This window comes from Bacillus cereus group sp. BfR-BA-01311 (genome assembly GCF_022664295.1).
Classification (GTDB): domain Bacteria; phylum Bacillota; class Bacilli; order Bacillales; family Bacillaceae_G; genus Bacillus_A; species Bacillus_A cereus.
Window position 1 is genome coordinate 541,130 of record NZ_JAKUHC010000001.1, and the last position, 18,910, is coordinate 560,039.

The window sequence follows — 18,910 nt, forward strand, 5'->3', positions numbered from 1 at the left end:
AAATATGAAGTTAGAATACTTAATTGATCAAGCAGCAGGGCAGCCTAAAAAAACTGTAGCTGTAGCAGTAGCTGAAGATCATGAAGTAATTGAAGCTGTAGCGAAAGCAATTAAATTACAGTTAGCTCAATTTCGTCTATATGGAAATCAAGAAAAAATAATGGGGATGCTACAAGAACATGGTTTACAAACTTCAGAACATGTTGAAGTGATTGCAGCAATTTCTAGTGCAGAGGCTGCAGAACTTTCTGTTAAAGCTGTGAGAAATGGTGAAGCAGACGTGCTTATGAAGGGGAACATCCCAACAGCGAATATTTTGAAGGCTGTGTTAAACAAAGAGTGGGGCCTACGTAAAGGTAGCGTACTTTCACATGTAGCAGCATTTGAAGTTCCAAATTACGATCGTCTTATTTTCGTTACAGATGCAGCGATGAACATCGCACCTGATGTAACACAAAAAGCTGCTATTATACAAAATACTGTAGAAGTTGCCCGGGCAATAGGGATCGACTTGCCAAAAGTGGCACCAATTGCAGCAGTAGAAGTTGTGAATCCAGCGATGCAGGCGACAATTGATGCAGCGATGTTAACACAAATGAATCGCCGCGGACAAATTAAAGATTGTATCGTTGATGGACCACTTGCTTTAGATAATGCAGTATCACAAATTGCAGCAGAGCATAAAGGCATAGTAAGTGATGTAGCAGGTAAGGCAGATATTTTACTCGTCCCAACGATTGAAGCTGGAAATGTGCTATATAAATCACTCGTATACTTTGCGGATGCAAAAGTAGGAGCAATGATTGCTGGCGCAAAAGCACCGATTGTTTTAACATCTCGTGCTGATTCAGCAGAAACAAAAGTATATTCATTAGCATTGGCAGTTGCGACTGCTTCAAAATAAACCAAAAAGGGTAAAACATTAGGGGGAAACGACAATGACATTAGAAATCTTCGAATACTTAGAAAAATATGATTATGAGCAAGTAGTATTTTGTCAAGATAAAGAATCTGGTTTAAAAGCAATTATTGCAATTCATGATACAACACTTGGACCGGCTCTTGGTGGAACAAGAATGTGGACATATGATTCTGAAGAAGCGGCGATTGAAGATGCATTGCGTCTTGCAAAAGGGATGACATACAAAAACGCAGCAGCTGGTTTAAACTTAGGTGGTGCGAAAACAGTAATTATCGGTGATCCTCGTAAAGATAAGAGCGAAGCAATGTTCCGTGCACTAGGACGTTATATCCAAGGACTAAACGGACGTTACATTACAGCTGAAGATGTTGGTACAACAGTAGATGATATGGATATTATCCATGAAGAAACTGACTTTGTAACAGGTATCTCACCATCATTCGGTTCTTCTGGTAACCCATCTCCGGTAACTGCATACGGTGTTTACCGTGGTATGAAAGCAGCTGCAAAAGAAGCTTTCGGTACTGACAATTTAGAAGGAAAAGTAATTGCTGTTCAAGGCGTTGGTAACGTAGCATATCACCTATGCAAACATTTACACGCTGAAGGAGCAAAATTAATCGTTACAGATATTAATAAAGAAGCTGTACAACGTGCTGTAGAAGAATTCGGTGCATCAGCAGTTGAACCAAATGAAATTTACGGTGTTGAATGCGATATTTACGCACCATGTGCACTAGGCGCAACAGTTAATGATGAAACTATTCCACAACTTAAAGCAAAAGTAATCGCAGGTTCTGCAAATAACCAATTAAAAGAAGATCGTCATGGTGACATCATTCATGAAATGGGTATTGTATACGCACCAGATTATGTAATTAATGCAGGTGGCGTAATTAACGTAGCAGACGAATTATATGGATACAATAGAGAACGTGCACTAAAACGTGTTGAGTCTATTTATGACACGATTGCAAAAGTAATCGAAATTTCAAAACGCGATGGCATAGCAACTTATGTAGCGGCAGATCGTCTAGCTGAAGAGCGCATTGCAAGCTTGAAGAATTCTCGTAGCACTTACTTACGCAACGGTCACGATATTATTAGCCGTCGCTAATCATTCATATATAACTTTTACAAAAGGTGTGGTTACCTCTTATGAGGTTTCCACTTCCTTTTGAATTTATTAGTGGAGGTAGCAACATTGTCTGTAAATCGAATTCTTGTTATTAACCCAGGTAGTACATCCACAAAAATTGGTGTTTTTGATAATGAAAGACCCGTTCTAGAAGAAACGATTCGTCATGACGTAGAACAGATTGGAAAATATAAGAGAATTATCGACCAATATGAGTTTCGAAAAGAAACGATTTTAGAAGTTCTACATTCTCATGGTATTAACATTTCAAAATTAAACGCTGTTTGTGGGCGTGGTGGATTACTTCGTCCAATCGAAGGCGGTACGTATACAGTAAACGATGCGATGTTAGAAGATTTGAAAAATGGCTTTAGCGGTCATCACGCTTCAAACCTTGGAGGCATTTTAGCATATGAAATTGCTTCTGGATTAAACATTCCTGCATTCATTGTAGATCCTGTCGTTGTAGATGAGATGGAACCGGTTGCTCGTATAAGTGGCATTGCTGGTATGGAACGCAAAAGTATCTTCCATGCATTAAATCAAAAAGCAGTTGCTCGTAAAGTAGCTGAACAGTTAAATCACAAATACGAGGATTTAAATTTATTAGTTACACATATGGGTGGCGGTATTACAGTTGGTGCTCATAAAAAAGGAAGAGTAATCGATGTGAATAACGGTTTAAACGGAGAAGGACCATTTAGTCCAGAGCGCGCTGGTACAGTACCAGTAGGGCAACTAGTAGAAATGTGTTTCTCTGGTGAGTATTACCGTGATGAAATGATTAAAAAACTTGTCGGACAAGGTGGACTTGTAAGTTTAATCGGTACAAATGATGCGATTAAAGTAGAGCAAATGGTTGAAAAAGGTGATCCTGAAGCAACTCTTATTTATAAAGCAATGGCATATCAAGTTGCAAAAGAGATTGGCGGAGCTAGCGCTGTACTTCACGGGAAAATCGATGCAATCGTATTAACTGGTGGACTGGCATACAGTAAAATTCTTGTCGATGAAATAAAAGAGCGAGTGGACTGGATTGCAGATGTTATCGTACATCCAGGCGAAGATGAGTTAGAAGCGTTAGCAGAAGGAGCACTTCGTGTATTACGTGAAGAAGAAGCTCCAAAAGAATACGTTGTACGTGAAAAAGAAACGGTAGCTAGGGGTTGAGATAATGGCAAAAGAATATGATTTAGTCATCGTTGGCGGCGGTACTGGTGGATATGTTGCTGCAATTCGTGCATCACAACTAGGGTTAAAAACTGCACTAGTCGAAAAAGAAAATCTTGGTGGTACTTGTTTACACAAAGGATGTATTCCTAGTAAAGCTCTTTTACGTAGTGCGGAAGTATATGCAACTGCTAAAAAAAGCGAAGAGTTCGGAGTTATTGCAAGCAATGTAGAACTAAACTTTGCGAAAGTACAAGAGCGTAAAGAGAAGATAGTAACGCAGCTTCATAAAGGCGTTCAACATTTAATGAAACAAGGTAAAATTGATGTGTTTGAAGGTATTGGCCGTATTCTTGGCCCATCTATTTTCTCTCCGATGCCAGGGACAATTTCAGTTGAACTTGCAAGTGGAGAAGAGAATGAAATGTTAATTCCAAAAAATGTACTTATTGCAACAGGTTCTCGTCCAAATTCATTACCAGGTTTAGAATTAGACGGAGAGTACGTAATGTCTTCAGATCATGCTCTAAAAATGGAAACGCTTCCTAGTTCGATTATTATCGTTGGTGGCGGTGTAATCGGTATTGAGTGGGCATCTATGCTTGCTGACTTCGGTGTAGAAGTTACAGTATTAGAGTATGCGAAAACGATATTACCACTAGAAGATCAAGACGTTTCAAAAGAAATGCAACGTCTATTCAAGAAAAAAGGTATTAAAGTGGTAACTGGTGCAAAAGTATTACCAGAAACATTGGTAAAAGATAATGGAGTAACAATCCAAGCTGAACACAACGGTGAAAATAAAGAATTTAAAGCAGAAAAAATGCTTGTATCTGTAGGAAGACAAGCGAATACGCAAAATATTGGCTTAGAGAATACAGATATCGTTGTGGAAAAAGGATACATTCAAACAAATGAGTTTTATCAAACGAAAGAATCGCATATTTACGCAATTGGAGATGTAATCGGTGGCCTGCAACTCGCTCACGTTGCTTCTCACGAAGGAATTGCTGCAGTAGAACATATTGCAGGGAAAGAAGTTACACCAATCGATTACTCTATGGTATCAAAATGCGTATATAGCAGTCCGGAAGTTGCTTCTGTCGGTTTAACAGAACAAGAAGCGAAAGAAAAAGGCTATAAGTTAAAAGTAGGTAAGTTCTCATTCCGCGCAATCGGAAAAGCACTTGTATACGGAGAATCAGATGGTTTCGTAAAACTTGTAGTTGATGAAGAGACAAATGACATTCTTGGTGTTCATATGATTGGACCGCATGTAACAGATATGATTTCTGAAGCGGGTCTTGCAAGAGTACTTGATGCAACACCTTGGGAAGTAGCACATACAATTCATCCGCATCCATCATTATCTGAGGCGATTGGTGAAGCAGCACTTGCTGTAGATGGAAGAGCGTTACACGCATAAAAATGTGGATTTAGGAGGTTATGAAAAATGGCAGAAGTAAAAGAAAAGCGCCATGAAGAGCTTGGCTTAAGTGATGAGCAAGTATTAGAAATGTTCCGTACGATGTTACTTGCACGTAAAATCGACGAACGTATGTGGTTATTAAACCGTGCTGGTAAAATTCCATTCGTAATTTCTTGTCAAGGACAAGAGGCTGCACAAGTTGGAGCGGCGTTCGCTCTTGATAGAGAGAAAGATTATGCATTACCATACTACCGTGATATGGGTGTTGTACTAGCATTTGGTATGACAGCTAAAGAGCTTATGTTGTCTGCTTTCGCGAAAGCTGGAGATCCAAACTCTGGTGGTCGTCAAATGCCTGGTCACTTCGGTCAAAAGAAAAATCGTATTGTTACAGGTTCATCTCCAGTAACAACGCAAGTACCACATGCAGTTGGTATTGCATTAGCTGGAAAAATGGAGAAGAAAGATTTAGTAACGTTCGTTACATTTGGAGAAGGTTCTTCAAACCAAGGTGACTTCCATGAAGGGGCAAACTTTGCTGGTGTACACAAACTACCTGTTATTTTTATGTGTGAAAATAACAAATATGCAATCTCTATTCCAGTTGAAAAACAATTAGCATGTAAAAACGTATCAGATCGTGCGATTGGTTACGGTATGCCTGGATATACAATAGACGGAAACGATCCGCTTGCAGTATATAAAGCTGTAAAAGAAGCAGCAGATCGCGGTCGCCGTGGTGAAGGCCCAACTTTAATTGAAACAGTATCATATCGTTTAACAGCACATTCTAGTGACGATGATGATCGTGTTTATCGTGATAAAGAAGAAGTAGAAGAAGCAAAGAAAAAAGATTCAATTATAACATTCGCGGCTTATTTAAAAGAAGCTGGTGTATTAACTGAGGAATCGGAAAAACAAATGTTAGACGAAATTATGCATATAGTAAATGAAGCAACAGAATATGCAGAAAATGCTCCGTATGCAGCACCTGAAGATGCATTGAAGCACGTATACGCAGAATAGGGGGGAACGTTTCATGGCTGTAATGTCTTATATTGATGCTATTACATTAGCAATGCGCGAAGAAATGGAACGCGATGAGAAAGTATTCGTTTTAGGAGAAGATGTTGGTAAAAAAGGTGGCGTGTTTAAAGCGACACACGGTTTGTATGATCAATTTGGTGAAGATCGTGCGCTTGATGCACCGCTTGCAGAATCTGCAATTGCTGGGGTAGCAATTGGTGCGGCAATGTATGGTATGCGTCCAATCGCTGAAATGCAGTTTGCTGATTTCATCATGCCAGCAGTAAACCAAATTGTTTCTGAGGCAGCAAAAATTCGTTATCGTTCTAATAATGATTGGACTTGTCCAGTTACAATTCGTGCACCATTTGGCGGGGGTGTTCACGGTGCATTGTATCATTCACAATCTGTAGAAGCGATGTTTGCAAACCAACCAGGTTTAAAAATCGTTATCCCTTCTACACCATATGATGCAAAAGGCTTATTAAAAGCAGCCATTCGTGATGAAGATCCAGTATTATTCTTCGAACATAAACGTGCATATCGTTTAATTAAAGGTGAAGTGCCGGAGGATGACTACGTATTACCAATCGGAAAAGCAGATGTAAAACGTGAAGGTGATGATATTACAGTTATCACGTACGGATTATGTGTTCATTTTGCTCTTCAAGCGGCTGAAAAGTTAGCACAAGATGGCATCTCTGCACACATTCTTGATTTACGTACTGTATATCCATTAGATAAAGAAGCAATCATTGAAGCAGCTTCTAAAACAGGTAAAGTTCTTCTTGTAACAGAAGACAATAAAGAAGGAAGCATTATGAGTGAAGTGGCAGCAATTATTGCTGAAAACTGTCTATTTGATTTAGATGCGCCAATCGCACGTCTTGCAGGTCCAGACGTTCCAGCAATGCCATATGCACCAACAATGGAAAAATTCTTTATGGTAAATCCAGATAAAGTTGAAAAAGCAATGCGTGAACTTGCGGAATTTTAATCGGGGGGACTATACATGGCTGTAGAAAATATTACAATGCCTCAGCTCGGGGAGAGCGTTACAGAGGGCACAATTAGTAAATGGCTCGTTAATGTTGGCGATCACGTAAACAAGTATGATCCGCTTGCAGAAGTAATGACTGATAAAGTAAATGCTGAAGTACCATCTTCTTTCACGGGGATTGTAAAAGAGTTAATCGCTGGTGAAGGTGATACGTTAGCTGTAGGTGAAGTAGTTTGTGTGATTCAAGTAGAAGGCGCAGATGAAGTAGCAGCAACAGCTGTTGAAGAAAAAACGAAAGAAGAACCAAAGGCAGAAGTAGCTACGTCTGAAAAAGCACCGAAAGTAAAACAACCAACTGATGGAAAACCACGTTTTTCACCAGCTGTGTTAAAACTTGCGGGTGAGCATAACGTTGATTTAGATCTAGTAGAAGGTACGGGAGCAAACGGCCGTATCACTCGTAAAGATATTTTAAAGCTAGTGGAATCTGGAAATATTCCGCAAGCAGGTGCAGCGAAGAAAGAGGAAGCTGTAGCGGCAGTAGTAGAAGCTCGCCCAGAAGCACCAAAAGCAGCACCAATAGCGCAAAAAGTAGAAGCTGCGAAACCAGTTTCTGTACCTACAATGCCTGGAGATATCGAAATTCCAGTAACAGGTGTGCGTAAAGCAATCGCAGCAAACATGTTACGTAGTAAACATGAAGCACCGCATGCTTGGATGATGATTGAAGTAGATGTGACAAACCTTGTGTCATACCGTAACTCAATTAAAGGTGACTTTAAGAAGCGTGAAGGCTTTAACTTAACGTTCTTTGCTTTCTTCGTAAAAGCAGTAGCACAAGCGTTAAAAGAGTATCCTCAAATTAATTCAATGTGGGCTGGCGATAAAATTGTTCAGAAGAAAGATATTAACCTTTCTATCGCTGTTGCAACAGAGGAAGAACTATTTGTACCAGTAATTAAGCAAGCGGACGAGAAAACAATTAAAGGTATCGCTCGTGAAATTACAGAACTTGCAGGAAAAGTACGTACGAAATCGTTAAAAGCAGACGAAATGCAAGGTGGAACATTTACAATTAATAACACAGGATCATTCGGTTCTGTTCAATCTATGGGTATTATTAATTACCCACAAGCGGCTATTTTACAAGTTGAATCAATTGTAAAGCGCCCAGTAATTATGGATAATGGTATGTTCGGTGCTCGTGACATGGTTAACTTATGTTTATCACTTGATCACCGAGTACTTGATGGTTTAATTTGTGGTAAGTTCTTAGGGCGTGTTAAAGAAATTTTAGAAAACATGTCAGAAAATAATACATCTGTATATTAATAAAAAGCTCGCTTATGCGAGCTTTTTATTATCTTATTTCTTCATCTACATCCTACTATATGTATAAATATCTTTCCCAGTAATCTTACAATAAACGATTATGTATTAGGAATTTACGAAAATACATTGCTGATATATGGTATATGGATATAAAATAAGAAAAGAATAATTTTTTTGGCAAATCTTACTGATGAAACTGTAGTATAATATATTGTATTGTATGAAAAAGAGAGTTATTCTATATAAGTGTTTTATAGATAATGTGTAATCAGTCGTCAAAACATGAAGAATGTTGACTCCTGGTTTTTTATTTTTGCCGTAACAATGTTTCAGGAGGATGTCATGAAAAGAAGTACCGAGTTTCTAAAAAGTTTAGATGTAAAATTAATTTTAATTTTGTGTGCACTATGTGTGACGAGTATAGCTGCTATATATAGCAGTCAGCAAACGGGACAGTATGGAGCTGCAAACTTTGCTATGAAACAAGGTGTTAACTACATAATTGGGGTTGTATTGTTACTTCTTGTTGCAAGCATTGATTTAGATCAGTTACAAAAATTATCTTGGCCGCTTTATATTGCTGGGTTTGCTTCACTTATTCTTTTGAAAGTATTACCACCATCAGGTTTTACACCTGAAAAATTAGGTGCAAAAAGATGGTTTGTTTTCCCAGTATTTGGACAAATTCAGCCGTCTGAGTTTTTCAAAATTGCATTGCTACTTGTAGTAGCGAGTATAGCAGTAAAACATAATGCACAGTATATGGCAAGGACATTCCAAACAGATTTAAAGCTAGTAGGTAAAATTATGCTAGTGTCACTTCCACCTATGGCGGTTGTATATAGTCAACCTGATACAGGTATGGTGTTCTTATATGCTGCTGCTATTGCATGTATTTTATTTATGTCAGGTATTCAAAAGAAATTGATAGCATTATGTACAGTTATTCCGTTGACCATATTATCTGCTTTAATATTTATTTTCTTTAAGTATCAAGATTTTTTCTATAATAATTTAGTTACTTTACTAAAACCTCACCAACAGTCGCGTATTGTAGGTTGGTTAAATCCATTTGAAAATGCAGATCAAGGTTATCAAACGCAACAATCGATTTTAGCTGTAGGTAGTGGAGGAATGGAAGGTAAAGGGTTTGGGGGAGGAAGCGTCTATATCCCAGAGAAGCATACTGACTTTATTTTCGCTACAATTGCCGAAGAAGGTGGATTTATCGTAGCAGCCTTAGTTGTCTTCTTGTTCCTATTACTACTATATCGAACAATTATTATTGGTTATTCCGCTGATAATTTATTTGGTACATTATTATGCGCTGGATCGATCGGTATATTAACAGTTCAAATATTCCAAAACATCGGTATGATCGTTGGATTAATGCCTGTAAAAGGTATTGCATTACCTTTCTTATCGTATGGGGGAAGTTCCTTATTCTCGAATATGATTATGATGGGGCTCATACTATCGGTACGGAAAACGTATAAAAAATATATGTTTTCAGTTAAGTAAAAAAAGCTGGTTCGTTTTTAAACGAACCAGCTTTTTTACATATATGCTCATAAACGTTGCAAACTAAAACAGGTTAGCAGTTTGAGACGGGTAAGGAGTGCAAAATGATGCATATGCATATTTTTGAAGGAGCACGGCATCTTTCTAGTAGTGAATGGGTTATTCGGGCTATTATAGCATACATATTTTTAATATTAGTTGCGAAAGCGATGGGACAAAGGTCTATCGCATAACTTCGTTTTTTAGATGTTGTATTAGTGTTATTGCTTGGTGGGAATATTTCTAATGCATTGTCTGATGAAAAAGTAGGGTTACTGGGCTCGATGATTACAACGTTCATACTCGTTGTACTTCATATTATAAGCTCAGTTTTAATGCTGAAATGGGATAGATGGAGACGTTTTTTAGAGCCTGCACCTATTATTCTTATACATAATGGTTCCATTGATTTTAGCAATTTGAAAAAGGCGAGAATTACCGTGGAATATTTGTTTTCGGAACTTCGTATGCGAAATGTGAGCGATATTCAAACGATTAAATTAGCATTATGGGAAGCGAACGGTGTCGTTTCTATATTTCGGTATCCAGAATATGAAGCAGTTTCGCGGCTTGATCTTAAAGTGGCGGGAAAAAAATCTCCAGTTTCTTTTGTATTAGTAAAGGATGGGAGGATACAGAAAGATGTTCTTGCATTATTAGGAAAAAAAGAAGCGTGGGCGAGAGAATTTATAGAGGAGAGTACAGAAGTCGAATCTATTATGTTAGCTACAGTAGATGAATCACATAAAATAAATATTTTGTTAAAAAAATGAAAAATATACGCATTTTGTCGTTTCGTACATATGATACAATAGTGTGGACAACGAAAAAGGAGGCGATACGGTGGGATATGTAGAAGAATTACGAAAAATAGTTGGTCATCGCCCTTTAATTTTAGTTGGTGCTGTTGTACTCGTTATAAATGAAAATGGATATGTTTTATTGCAGCAGCGGACAGAGCCGTACGGAAAATGGGGGCTACCTGGCGGGCTAATGGAGCTTAGTGAATCACCAGAAGAAACAGCTTATCGTGAAGTATATGAAGAGACAGGAATAAAAGTGAAGAACTTGCGACTAATCAATGTATTTTCTGGAGCGAACTACTTTACAAAATTAGCAAACGGTGATGAATTTCAATCTGTAACAACCGCCTATTATACGGATGAATACGAAGGGGATTTTGTTATGAATAAAGAAGAAGCAGTTCAGCTTAAATTCTTTTCAGTAACAGAACTACCTGACTATATTGTAGGATCGCATAAAAAAATGATTGCTGAATATATGAAGATTATGGAAAAAAAGATATAATCATAGTGAAAGAAATACAAAAACACAGTTCTGGTTGGTAGTCCAGACGCATGATTTCATGTCAGTAACCTTCCCCTCCGGGATGTCCCGTATTTCTAATTTTTTAAAGGAGGGGCTGTCAATGGATTTGACAGTATATCACGATGGCCAATTTTTTGTTGGAATTATTACATGCAAAGAACAAGGGAAATTGTATGGGTCGAGGTATATTTTTGGGGCAGAACCGTCAGATGAAGAAGTGCTTATGTTTGTGAATAGTTCACTTTTAGAGCATTTTCAGCATTTTGCAAAATGTGGTGTAGAAGTTAAAGAAAAACAGCGTCCTAAAAACATAAAGCGTATCATACGACAAGCAGCAAAAGAAACAAATGTTAAACGTTTTACTAAGGCGCAAGAGGCGATTAGTTTATCTTATGACTTGCATAAACAAGAAAAGAAAGTGCAGTCTAAGGAGAAGCGAGAAGCTGAAAAAGAAAGAAGACGTTTAATGAAAGTACAAAAAGCAAAGCAAAAACATCGTGGTCATTAAAGAAAAGGTGTTAGAGCAAGTGCTCTAACACCTTTTCTATACTTAAATACAAGTAAACTTACTTGTATTTCATAAACATTAACTGGTAAGATACAAATAGGTAGTTTTAGAGGAGGGAAAAGAGTGATTAATTTTAACTTTTTTATGAATGATGTTGTCCGCCAAGCGCGTGAAGAGATTGTCTCTGCTGGATATACAGAATTGACGACGCCAGAAGCGGTAGAAGAAGCGTTTAAAAGAAATGGAACAACACTTGTAATGGTAAACTCTGTATGTGGTTGTGCAGGTGGTATTGCTCGTCCTGCTGCTGCGCATTCCGTACATTATGATAAACGTCCTAACCACCTTGTAACGGTGTTTGCAGGTCAAGATAAAGAAGCGACAGCAAGAGCGCGTGAATATTTCGAAGGGTACCCACCTTCTTCTCCATCATTTGCTTTATTAAAAGATGGAAAAATTGTAACGATGGTAGAGCGTCATGAAATTGAAGGTCATGAACCGATGCAAGTTATTGCGAAACTACAATCATATTTTGAAGAGAATTGTGAAGAACTATAAAAAATAAGAGAAAAGGCGGCACGTCCACAATCAAGTGGATGTGCCGCCTTTTTTATTTATTATTAAAATTTATGGAATATGCATAGTTGTGTTATTTTATGCATCATTTTATACATAAAAAATAGCATTTATATTGTTTTGTTATTTATTTTTATTTTATATATTGCATAAAAATAAAAGTGCTGATACAATACAAACATCGAATAAATATTCTATTAAACTTTTAAATATACATCATTAGGGGGAAGAAAGATGAAGAAGTTAGTATCAATATCGTTTGCACTTATTTTAATTGTAAGTATATTCAGCGCTTGTAGTAATGGGGAATCGAAAGAAACAAAAGGAAATAAAAAAGTACTCGTAATGGGAACTTCAGCAGATTATAAACCTTATGAATATGTAGATGCGTCAAAGAGCGATGAAATTATCGGCTTTGATGTTGATGTTGCTAAATATATCGGAAAAGAACTTGGGTATGAAGTGAAAGTGAAAGATATGGATTTTGGTGGTTTATTAGCATCTCTTAGTTCAGGAAAAGTTGATTTCGTAATGGCAGGCATGACGCCAACTGCAGAGCGTAAAAATAATGTTGATTTTACAGATATTTATTTTGTTGCGAAAAATATGGTCGTTTCTAAAAAGAATTCTAACATTAAATCTGTAGAGGATTTAAAAGGGAAAAAAGTAGGAGTACAAACAGGGTCTATTCAAGAAGAGAAAGTAGCAGAATTTAAAAAACAAGTAGATTTCCAGGTTGAGGGACGTGACCGTATACCAGAAATCGTACAAGAAATTAAAGCTGGTCGTTTTGACGCTGCAATTATAGAAGACACAGTTGCTAAAAATTATTTAGAGAAAATGAAAGATTTACAAGGAGTTGAAATTAAAGAAGCGCCAGAAGAAGTTGGAGCAGCAATTGCCCTTCCGAAAAACAGTGATAAAACAGCTGAATTTAATAAAGTAATTAAAAAAATGCAAGAAAATGGAGAAATGGATAAATTAGTGAAGAAATGGTTTGGCAGCGGAAAATAAGCTGCCTTTCACTTTTCTGTGAGGGGAATGAAAAGAATGAACTTAGATTTTTCGGCGATTACGCCTTCGATACCATATATACTAAAAGGTTTAGAAGTTACTTTGAAAATTGTAGCAGTATCAGCTTTAGCAGGATTTATTTTAGGAACGCTATTAGCACTTTGTAAAATTGCTAGAATACGAGCATTAAATATAGCAGCAGATTTTTATACATCAATTTTTCGTGGTACACCCCTTGTATTGCAATTAATGATTATTTATTTCGGTGTCCCGCAAATAATTGGTTATGAAATACCAGCATTCTTAGCTGCTGTACTTGCATTTAGCTTGAATTCAGGTGCATACATGTCAGAAGTAATTCGTGCTGGTATTCAAGCGGTGGATAAAGGACAAACAGAAGCAGCAATGGCTTTAGGGGTACCATACGGAAAAATGATGAGAAATATTATTTTCCCTCAAGCATTAAAAAATATATTACCAGCGCTTGTGAACGAATTTGCGACACTTACGAAAGAATCGGCTGTAGTAACAGTAATAGGCGCGACTGATTTAATGCGTCGTGCTTACATCGTAGGCGGTGAGACATTTAAATATCTTGAACCATTACTTTTTGTTGGACTGATTTATTATATGTTAGTCATTATTCTTACATTAGTCGGGAAGGCAATTGAAGGGAGAATGAAGAAAAGTGATTAAAATTGAAAACCTTCATAAATCATTTGGTAAAAACGAAGTATTAAAAGGAATTACAACAACGATTGAAAAAGGGGAAGTAGTTGCAATTATAGGACCTTCTGGATCAGGAAAATCAACATTTTTACGTTGTATGAATATGTTAGAAGCACCAACGGATGGTCACATTTGGATTGGAACGGAAGAAGTAACGAATCCGAAAACGAATGTTATGCATGTTCGTGAAAATGTCGGTATGGTATTTCAACATTTTCACTTATTTCCTCATATGACTGTATTAGAAAATATTACGTATGCTCCTACCAATGTAAAAGGGGTAACGAAGCAAGAAGCTGAAAAGAAAGCTGAGAAACTTTTAGAAAAGGTTGGACTAGTAGATAAAAAAGATACGTATCCAAATCGTCTTTCGGGAGGACAAAAGCAACGTGTAGCAATTGCAAGAGCGTTAGCAATGGAACCCGAAGTTATGTTATTTGATGAACCGACATCGGCGCTAGATCCAGAGATGGTGAAAGAAGTGTTAGAAGTTATGAAATCGTTAGTTACGACAGGAATGACGATGGCTATCGTTACACATGAAATGGGCTTTGCAAAAGAAGTGGCAGATCGTGTTCTTTTCTTAGACGGAGGAAAGCTTGTAGAAGATAGTGCGCCAGAAGAATTTTTTGCAGCACCGAAAAGTGAACGTGCGCAACAATTTTTACAAAAAATATTGTAATATGAAAAGGTTATGTGAATAATAAGTAGAAAAGGATGACATTGTGTCATCCTTTTTTTATACTAGCTGTAAATACGTTTATACATATAGGAGTAATGATATGTTTAAAATTGGATACCGTACAGTAAAAACAGCAATAGGGACAGGCGCGGCAGTTTTTATTGCTCAGTTATTAGGGTTGGAATTTTATAGTTCAGCAGGTATTTTAGTTATTTTATGTGTACAAAATACGAAGCGCAAATCGCTTCAAGTGTCGTTACATCGTTTTCTAGCTTGTGTATTATCAATGGTATTCGCGTTTTGTATTTTTGAAACGATCGGCTATACACCACTTGCAATTAGCATATTGTTACTTACATTTATTCCGACTGCAGTAATGCTTAAAATTCAAGAAGGCATTGTCACGAGTTCAGTTATTGTTATGCATCTATATTCATTGAAGCAAATTACATGGCTTATAGTTGGAAATGAAATTGCTATATTAACGATAGGGATTAGCGTGGCGTTATTAGTAAATATGTATATGCCGAGTAGTGAAAATAAGCTAAAAGAGTATCAGGATAAAATAGAGAGCAATTTTAAAACGATTTTGTTTGAAATGGTTGTGTATTTACGAAATCGAGAAAGTAGTTGGAGTGGGGCAGAACTCATTGAAACCGAGAATATGTTAAATGAAGCAAGAGATTTATCGTTTAAAAAACTTGAGAATGCATTTATGCGAGAAGATGATTATTACTATCGTTATTTTAATATGCGTATGCAACAATTCGAAATTTTAGAGCGAATGATACCACTAGCAGCTTCTTTATCATGGACATATGAACAAGCTGATATGATTGCAGATGTTGTTGAAAACATTGGTAATGCTATTAGCCCTGAGAGTACTGGCGTTATTTCCTTAAGGCAGCTTCAAGAAATGAGGGGATTATTTAGAGACATGCCATTACCAGCTACACGCGAAGAATTTGAGATACGTGCGAAACTTGTTCAACTTGTGTATGAAATGGAACAATATTTACTCATTAAAAGTCGCTTTAAGGGAAAGGATAATATAAAAGAACTTATATAGAAGGTAGGAATTATCTATGCCGTATCTTCTCTCTATCATATTATGTCTTTCTTTATCGCCGATTTGGCCTCTTGGGGATAATCCGCGTGCCGGAGATCCTTTTATTATTGTAAATAAAGCAACGAATAAATTAGCTTACATTGACGATGGAAAGATTCAAAAGGTTTTTCCAGTAGCGACAGGGAAAACGAATGAATTAACTCCAGAAGGAACTTTTGATGTTGTAATGAAAGCGAAGGATCCGTATTATATTGCGAAGGATATTCCAGGTGGGTCGCCAAAAAATCCACTTGGGTCAAGGTGGATTGGATTTAATGCAAGAGGAACTGATGGAAGTAAATATGGAATACATGGAACAAACCAACCGAGTTCAATTGGAAAGTATATTTCACAAGGGTGTATAAGAATGAAGAAAAACGATGTGGAATATTTGTTTGATCGCATTCCAATTGGAACGAAAGTATGGATTGTGAAATCGAAAAAATCATTTCAGCAATTGGCAAAAGAAAAAGGAGCCGTTGCATATGAAAAAGCCAACGAAAAGGTTGGCTTTTTCTATTATAATAAGTTGTCTTGACATGTGTACATAACCGTGCGTTAATGAGAATATAGAAAGATAAAATTAGATAAAGGGGTTGCTCATATGTACTTGAATCCAAAACTTTCGTATATGCAGTTTTTTATGGGATTTCTATTTGTTATTACATTCATATTGGCAACTTTTAATATATGTTCTTATCTTGTAGCGATTGTATGTATGGCATTACTTAATCTAACTTTTGTTATTGGAGCATTTCAGCAGAAACAATATACAAGTTTTGTAATAGCACTTGTAATGTCATTTTCCTTTAGTATTGTAGCGATTGTGTTTTATATAAAATAAACCATCTCGATGTCGAGATGGTTTATTTTGTCATGTGTAAAAAGTAAAAAAAGGACGAACACATCGCCCTTTTTACCAAAACATACTCGCGCCAGCAAGTAATGTTGTTACAAGCATAGAAATCAGCATCACATAAACCATAACTTTTTGAGCTTTTTTATGCATCGTTATACCTCCTTGCAAATCAGTACAATTTCATTGTAACGAGAAATGAAATTATGGACAAGGGGAGAGTGAGGACAAAATTCGGGAGGGGATTGCAAAATATAACAGGAAATTTGAGTGTGTATAGAGAATATAGTAAAAGGGTATATTGTTAATTTTTAGTTGGGCAAGCTGAAGAATGGAGATACGATGATGAAAATATACGAAACAGATCGTTTATACTTAAGGGAAATTGATGAGTCGTATGCTGAAACAGTTCTTCAATATTACGACAGAAATCGTGAATTTTTAAAAGCTTGGGAAGAGTATAGACCGGATGATTTTTTTACGCTAGATTATCAAAAGAAAAAGTTGCAAAAGGATAGAAAAGAGTTCGAAGAAGGGAAAATCATCAGACTATGGATTTTTAAAAAGGGTGATGATACGAAAATAATTGGGTGTATTTCATTTAATTTAATCGTTCGTGGCATTTATCAATCTTGTGTACTCAGTTATAAATTAGATAAAGCAGAGTTAAACAAAGGGTATACGACAGAAGCGCTTAGAAAAGCAATTCAAGTTGCTTTTGGGGAATTTCAGTTACATCGTATAGAAGCTCCGATTATGCCTCGTAATTTAGCATCTATACAAGTAGTAACGAAGATAGGTTTTCAATATGAAGGCGTGTCTAGGAAGATGTTAATGGTAAATGGCGTGTGGGAAGATCATATGCGCTGGGTATTGTTAAATGAGTAATAGAAAGCAGATGGTTATCTAGATATGTAAACCATCTGTTTTTTGTCTTGTATTTCGAAACTTTTGCGAAATTCTGTTATAATTAATAGTGTTACATACATAATGGTAGTGCAGGAGGCGCAGTCTTATGATTAATCAAGAACGTTTAGTAAATGAATTTATGGAATTAGTACAAGTAGATTCTGAAACGAAATTTGAAGCAGAAATCTGCAAAGTATTAACGAAGAAATTTACAGATTTAGGTGTAGAAGTATTTGAAGATGACACAATGGCTGTAACTGGTCATGGTGCAGGTAACTTAATTTGTACTTTACCAGCAACAAAAGATGGTGTTGATACAATTTACTTTACTTCTCATATGGATACAGTAGTTCCTGGTAATGGAATTAAGCCTTCTATTAAAGATGGATATATCGTATCAGATGGTACAACAATTTTAGGTGCGGATGATAAAGCTGGATTAGCATCAATGTTCGAAGCAATCCGTGTTTTAAAAGAGAAAAATATCCCTCATGGTAAAATAGAATTTATTATTACAGTCGGAGAAGAATCAGGTCTTGTTGGTGCAAAAGCATTAGACCGTGAGCGTATTACAGCGAAATATGGCTACGCATTAGATAGCGATGGAAAAGTTGGTGAAATCGTTGTTGCAGCTCCAACACAAGCGAAAGTGAACGCAATTATTCGCGGGAAAACAGCTCACGCTGGTGTAGCGCCGGAGAAAGGTGTATCTGCAATTACTATCGCAGCGAAAGCAATTGCGAAGATGCCACTTGGTCGCATTGACTCTGAAACGACTGCAAATATTGGACGTTTTGAAGGTGGTACACAAACGAATATCGTTTGCGATCATGTACAAATCTTTGCAGAAGCTCGTTCTTTAATTAATGAGAAAATGGAAGCACAAGTTGCGAAAATGAAAGAAGCATTTGAAACAACTGCAAAAGAAATGGGCGGTCATGCAGACGTTGAAGTAAACGTTATGTACCCAGGATTTAAATTTGCTGATGGCGATCACGTTGTAGAAGTTGCAAAACGTGCAGCTGAAAAAATTGGTCGTACACCTTCTCTTCATCAAAGTGGTGGCGGAAGTGATGCAAACGTAATTGCAGGACATGGTATCCCAACAGTTAACTTAGCGGTTGGTTATGAAGAAATTCATACAACAAACGAGAAGATTCCTGTTGAAGAATTAGCAAAAACAGCAGAATTAGTTGTTGCAATTATTGAAGAAGTAGCGAAGTAATGGAATAGAAAAAGCGTGTAAATCAATTATGATTTACACGCTTTTTATTTTGATTCGATTGCTTTGACAAGACGTATAAGCGAATATAAGAAAAACTATGGAAGTATATACGTTGTTGCTACATGTACTAGACGAGGGAATAACCTTAACGTATTCATATTGAAAATCGGAAGTAGTAAATAATTAATTGCAATGATTAATATAACTACAAGGAATGTATAGTTGAGTTTATCCCGCTATTTGCCGGACAGTAAGACCCCTACCTCAAAATTCAGCGAAAGTAAAGAAGTTAGGTGGGGACCCTGCTGCCCGTAAAAGTCCGATTAGTGAGAGTTGATTAAAGTTTCGATTTATATCGATTATAAAAAAGAACAAGTAATTATTATAACTATTGTGC

Annotated in this window: 20 protein-coding genes and 1 pseudogene; 20 read left to right on the forward strand and 1 reads right to left on the reverse strand. The window is 36.8% G+C overall.

The genetic code is table 11. From position 1 onward, the window contains the following. The first annotated feature begins 4 nt into the window (after positions 1-4). The 18 genes and pseudogenes from yqiS (at position 5) to MR136_RS03000 (ending at position 16,367) form a co-directional block, all read left to right on the forward strand. Positions 5-904 carry a phosphate butyryltransferase gene (yqiS, locus tag MR136_RS02915; RefSeq protein WP_017673564.1) on the forward strand — a complete coding sequence of 300 codons (900 nt, stop codon included), beginning with the start codon at positions 5-7 and terminating at the stop codon, positions 902-904. A 34-nt stretch (positions 905-938) separates the two neighbouring features. Next, the gene (locus MR136_RS02920) at positions 939-2,039 is read left to right on the forward strand and encodes a leucine dehydrogenase (RefSeq protein ID WP_000171355.1); all 1,101 of its coding nucleotides are present in this window, start codon (positions 939-941) and stop codon (positions 2,037-2,039) included. An 87-nt stretch (positions 2,040-2,126) separates the two neighbouring features. Then, positions 2,127-3,230: a butyrate kinase gene (buk, locus tag MR136_RS02925; RefSeq protein ID WP_000115781.1), complete on the forward strand. Its 1,104-nt coding sequence runs from the start codon at positions 2,127-2,129 to the stop codon at positions 3,228-3,230. 4 nt (positions 3,231-3,234) lie between these two features. Next, positions 3,235-4,656, forward strand: a complete 1,422-nt coding sequence (gene lpdA, locus MR136_RS02930; protein WP_001051289.1) for a dihydrolipoyl dehydrogenase — start codon at positions 3,235-3,237, stop codon at positions 4,654-4,656. 27 nt (positions 4,657-4,683) lie between these two features. Further along, positions 4,684-5,685 carry a 3-methyl-2-oxobutanoate dehydrogenase subunit alpha gene (gene bfmBAA, locus MR136_RS02935; protein WP_000852551.1) on the forward strand — a complete coding sequence of 334 codons (1,002 nt, stop codon included), beginning with the start codon at positions 4,684-4,686 and terminating at the stop codon, positions 5,683-5,685. A 13-nt stretch (positions 5,686-5,698) separates the two neighbouring features. Next, positions 5,699-6,682: a 3-methyl-2-oxobutanoate dehydrogenase subunit beta gene (bfmBAB, locus tag MR136_RS02940; protein ID WP_000290071.1), complete on the forward strand. Its 984-nt coding sequence runs from the start codon at positions 5,699-5,701 to the stop codon at positions 6,680-6,682. A 15-nt stretch (positions 6,683-6,697) separates the two neighbouring features. Further along, positions 6,698-8,017: a dihydrolipoamide acetyltransferase family protein gene (locus tag MR136_RS02945; RefSeq protein WP_017673565.1), complete on the forward strand. Its 1,320-nt coding sequence runs from the start codon at positions 6,698-6,700 to the stop codon at positions 8,015-8,017. 342 nt (positions 8,018-8,359) lie between these two features. Next, positions 8,360-9,538, forward strand: coding sequence for an FtsW/RodA/SpoVE family cell cycle protein (locus MR136_RS02950; protein WP_000831181.1), 1,179 nt, complete (start codon positions 8,360-8,362; stop codon positions 9,536-9,538). A gap of 107 nt (positions 9,539-9,645) precedes the next feature. Then, positions 9,646-10,350: pseudogene (locus tag MR136_RS02955) on the forward strand (DUF421 domain-containing protein). Between the two features lie 70 nt (positions 10,351-10,420). After that, positions 10,421-10,885 carry an NUDIX hydrolase gene (locus MR136_RS02960; protein ID WP_000542551.1) on the forward strand — a complete coding sequence of 155 codons (465 nt, stop codon included), beginning with the start codon at positions 10,421-10,423 and terminating at the stop codon, positions 10,883-10,885. A gap of 121 nt (positions 10,886-11,006) precedes the next feature. Further along, positions 11,007-11,414: a YjdF family protein gene (locus tag MR136_RS02965; RefSeq protein ID WP_017673568.1), complete on the forward strand. Its 408-nt coding sequence runs from the start codon at positions 11,007-11,009 to the stop codon at positions 11,412-11,414. Between the two features lie 144 nt (positions 11,415-11,558). Next, on the forward strand, positions 11,559-11,972 hold the full coding sequence (locus MR136_RS02970) for a BrxA/BrxB family bacilliredoxin (protein WP_001979317.1): 414 nt from the start codon (positions 11,559-11,561) through the stop codon (positions 11,970-11,972). Between the two features lie 252 nt (positions 11,973-12,224). Then, positions 12,225-13,004, forward strand: a complete 780-nt coding sequence (locus MR136_RS02975) for a transporter substrate-binding domain-containing protein (protein ID WP_061457697.1) — start codon at positions 12,225-12,227, stop codon at positions 13,002-13,004. Positions 13,005-13,040: 36 nt separating this feature from the next. Beyond that, positions 13,041-13,700, forward strand: a complete 660-nt coding sequence (locus MR136_RS02980) for an amino acid ABC transporter permease (RefSeq protein WP_001046916.1) — start codon at positions 13,041-13,043, stop codon at positions 13,698-13,700. Continuing rightward, positions 13,693-14,415 (forward strand): amino acid ABC transporter ATP-binding protein, encoded by a 723-nt coding sequence (locus tag MR136_RS02985; RefSeq protein WP_000590206.1) that lies wholly within the window; start codon positions 13,693-13,695, stop codon positions 14,413-14,415. The genes MR136_RS02980 and MR136_RS02985 overlap by 8 nt, the downstream gene beginning before the upstream one ends. 100 nt (positions 14,416-14,515) lie before the next feature. Further along, positions 14,516-15,484: an aromatic acid exporter family protein gene (locus MR136_RS02990; RefSeq protein WP_000472673.1), complete on the forward strand. Its 969-nt coding sequence runs from the start codon at positions 14,516-14,518 to the stop codon at positions 15,482-15,484. A 16-nt stretch (positions 15,485-15,500) separates the two neighbouring features. Then, positions 15,501-16,061 (forward strand): L,D-transpeptidase, encoded by a 561-nt coding sequence (locus MR136_RS02995; protein ID WP_001146566.1) that lies wholly within the window; start codon positions 15,501-15,503, stop codon positions 16,059-16,061. 66 nt (positions 16,062-16,127) lie between these two features. Continuing rightward, positions 16,128-16,367: a DUF3894 domain-containing protein gene (locus MR136_RS03000; RefSeq protein WP_000281167.1), complete on the forward strand. Its 240-nt coding sequence runs from the start codon at positions 16,128-16,130 to the stop codon at positions 16,365-16,367. A gap of 72 nt (positions 16,368-16,439) precedes the next feature. On the opposite strand, the gene prli42 is transcribed toward MR136_RS03000, so the two are convergent. Continuing rightward, positions 16,440-16,532, reverse strand: coding sequence for a stressosome-associated protein Prli42 (gene prli42, locus MR136_RS03005; RefSeq protein ID WP_000549040.1), 93 nt, complete (start codon positions 16,530-16,532; stop codon positions 16,440-16,442). Between the two features lie 189 nt (positions 16,533-16,721). Between prli42 and MR136_RS03010 the strand changes: the two genes are divergently transcribed. Together MR136_RS03010 and MR136_RS03015 are read left to right on the forward strand one after the other, a co-directional pair. Continuing rightward, positions 16,722-17,267, forward strand: a complete 546-nt coding sequence (locus MR136_RS03010; RefSeq protein ID WP_001987197.1) for a GNAT family N-acetyltransferase — start codon at positions 16,722-16,724, stop codon at positions 17,265-17,267. A 127-nt stretch (positions 17,268-17,394) separates the two neighbouring features. Beyond that, the gene (locus MR136_RS03015) at positions 17,395-18,513 is read left to right on the forward strand and encodes a tripeptidase T (RefSeq protein WP_000609803.1); all 1,119 of its coding nucleotides are present in this window, start codon (positions 17,395-17,397) and stop codon (positions 18,511-18,513) included. The last annotated feature ends 397 nt before the right edge of the window (positions 18,514-18,910 follow it).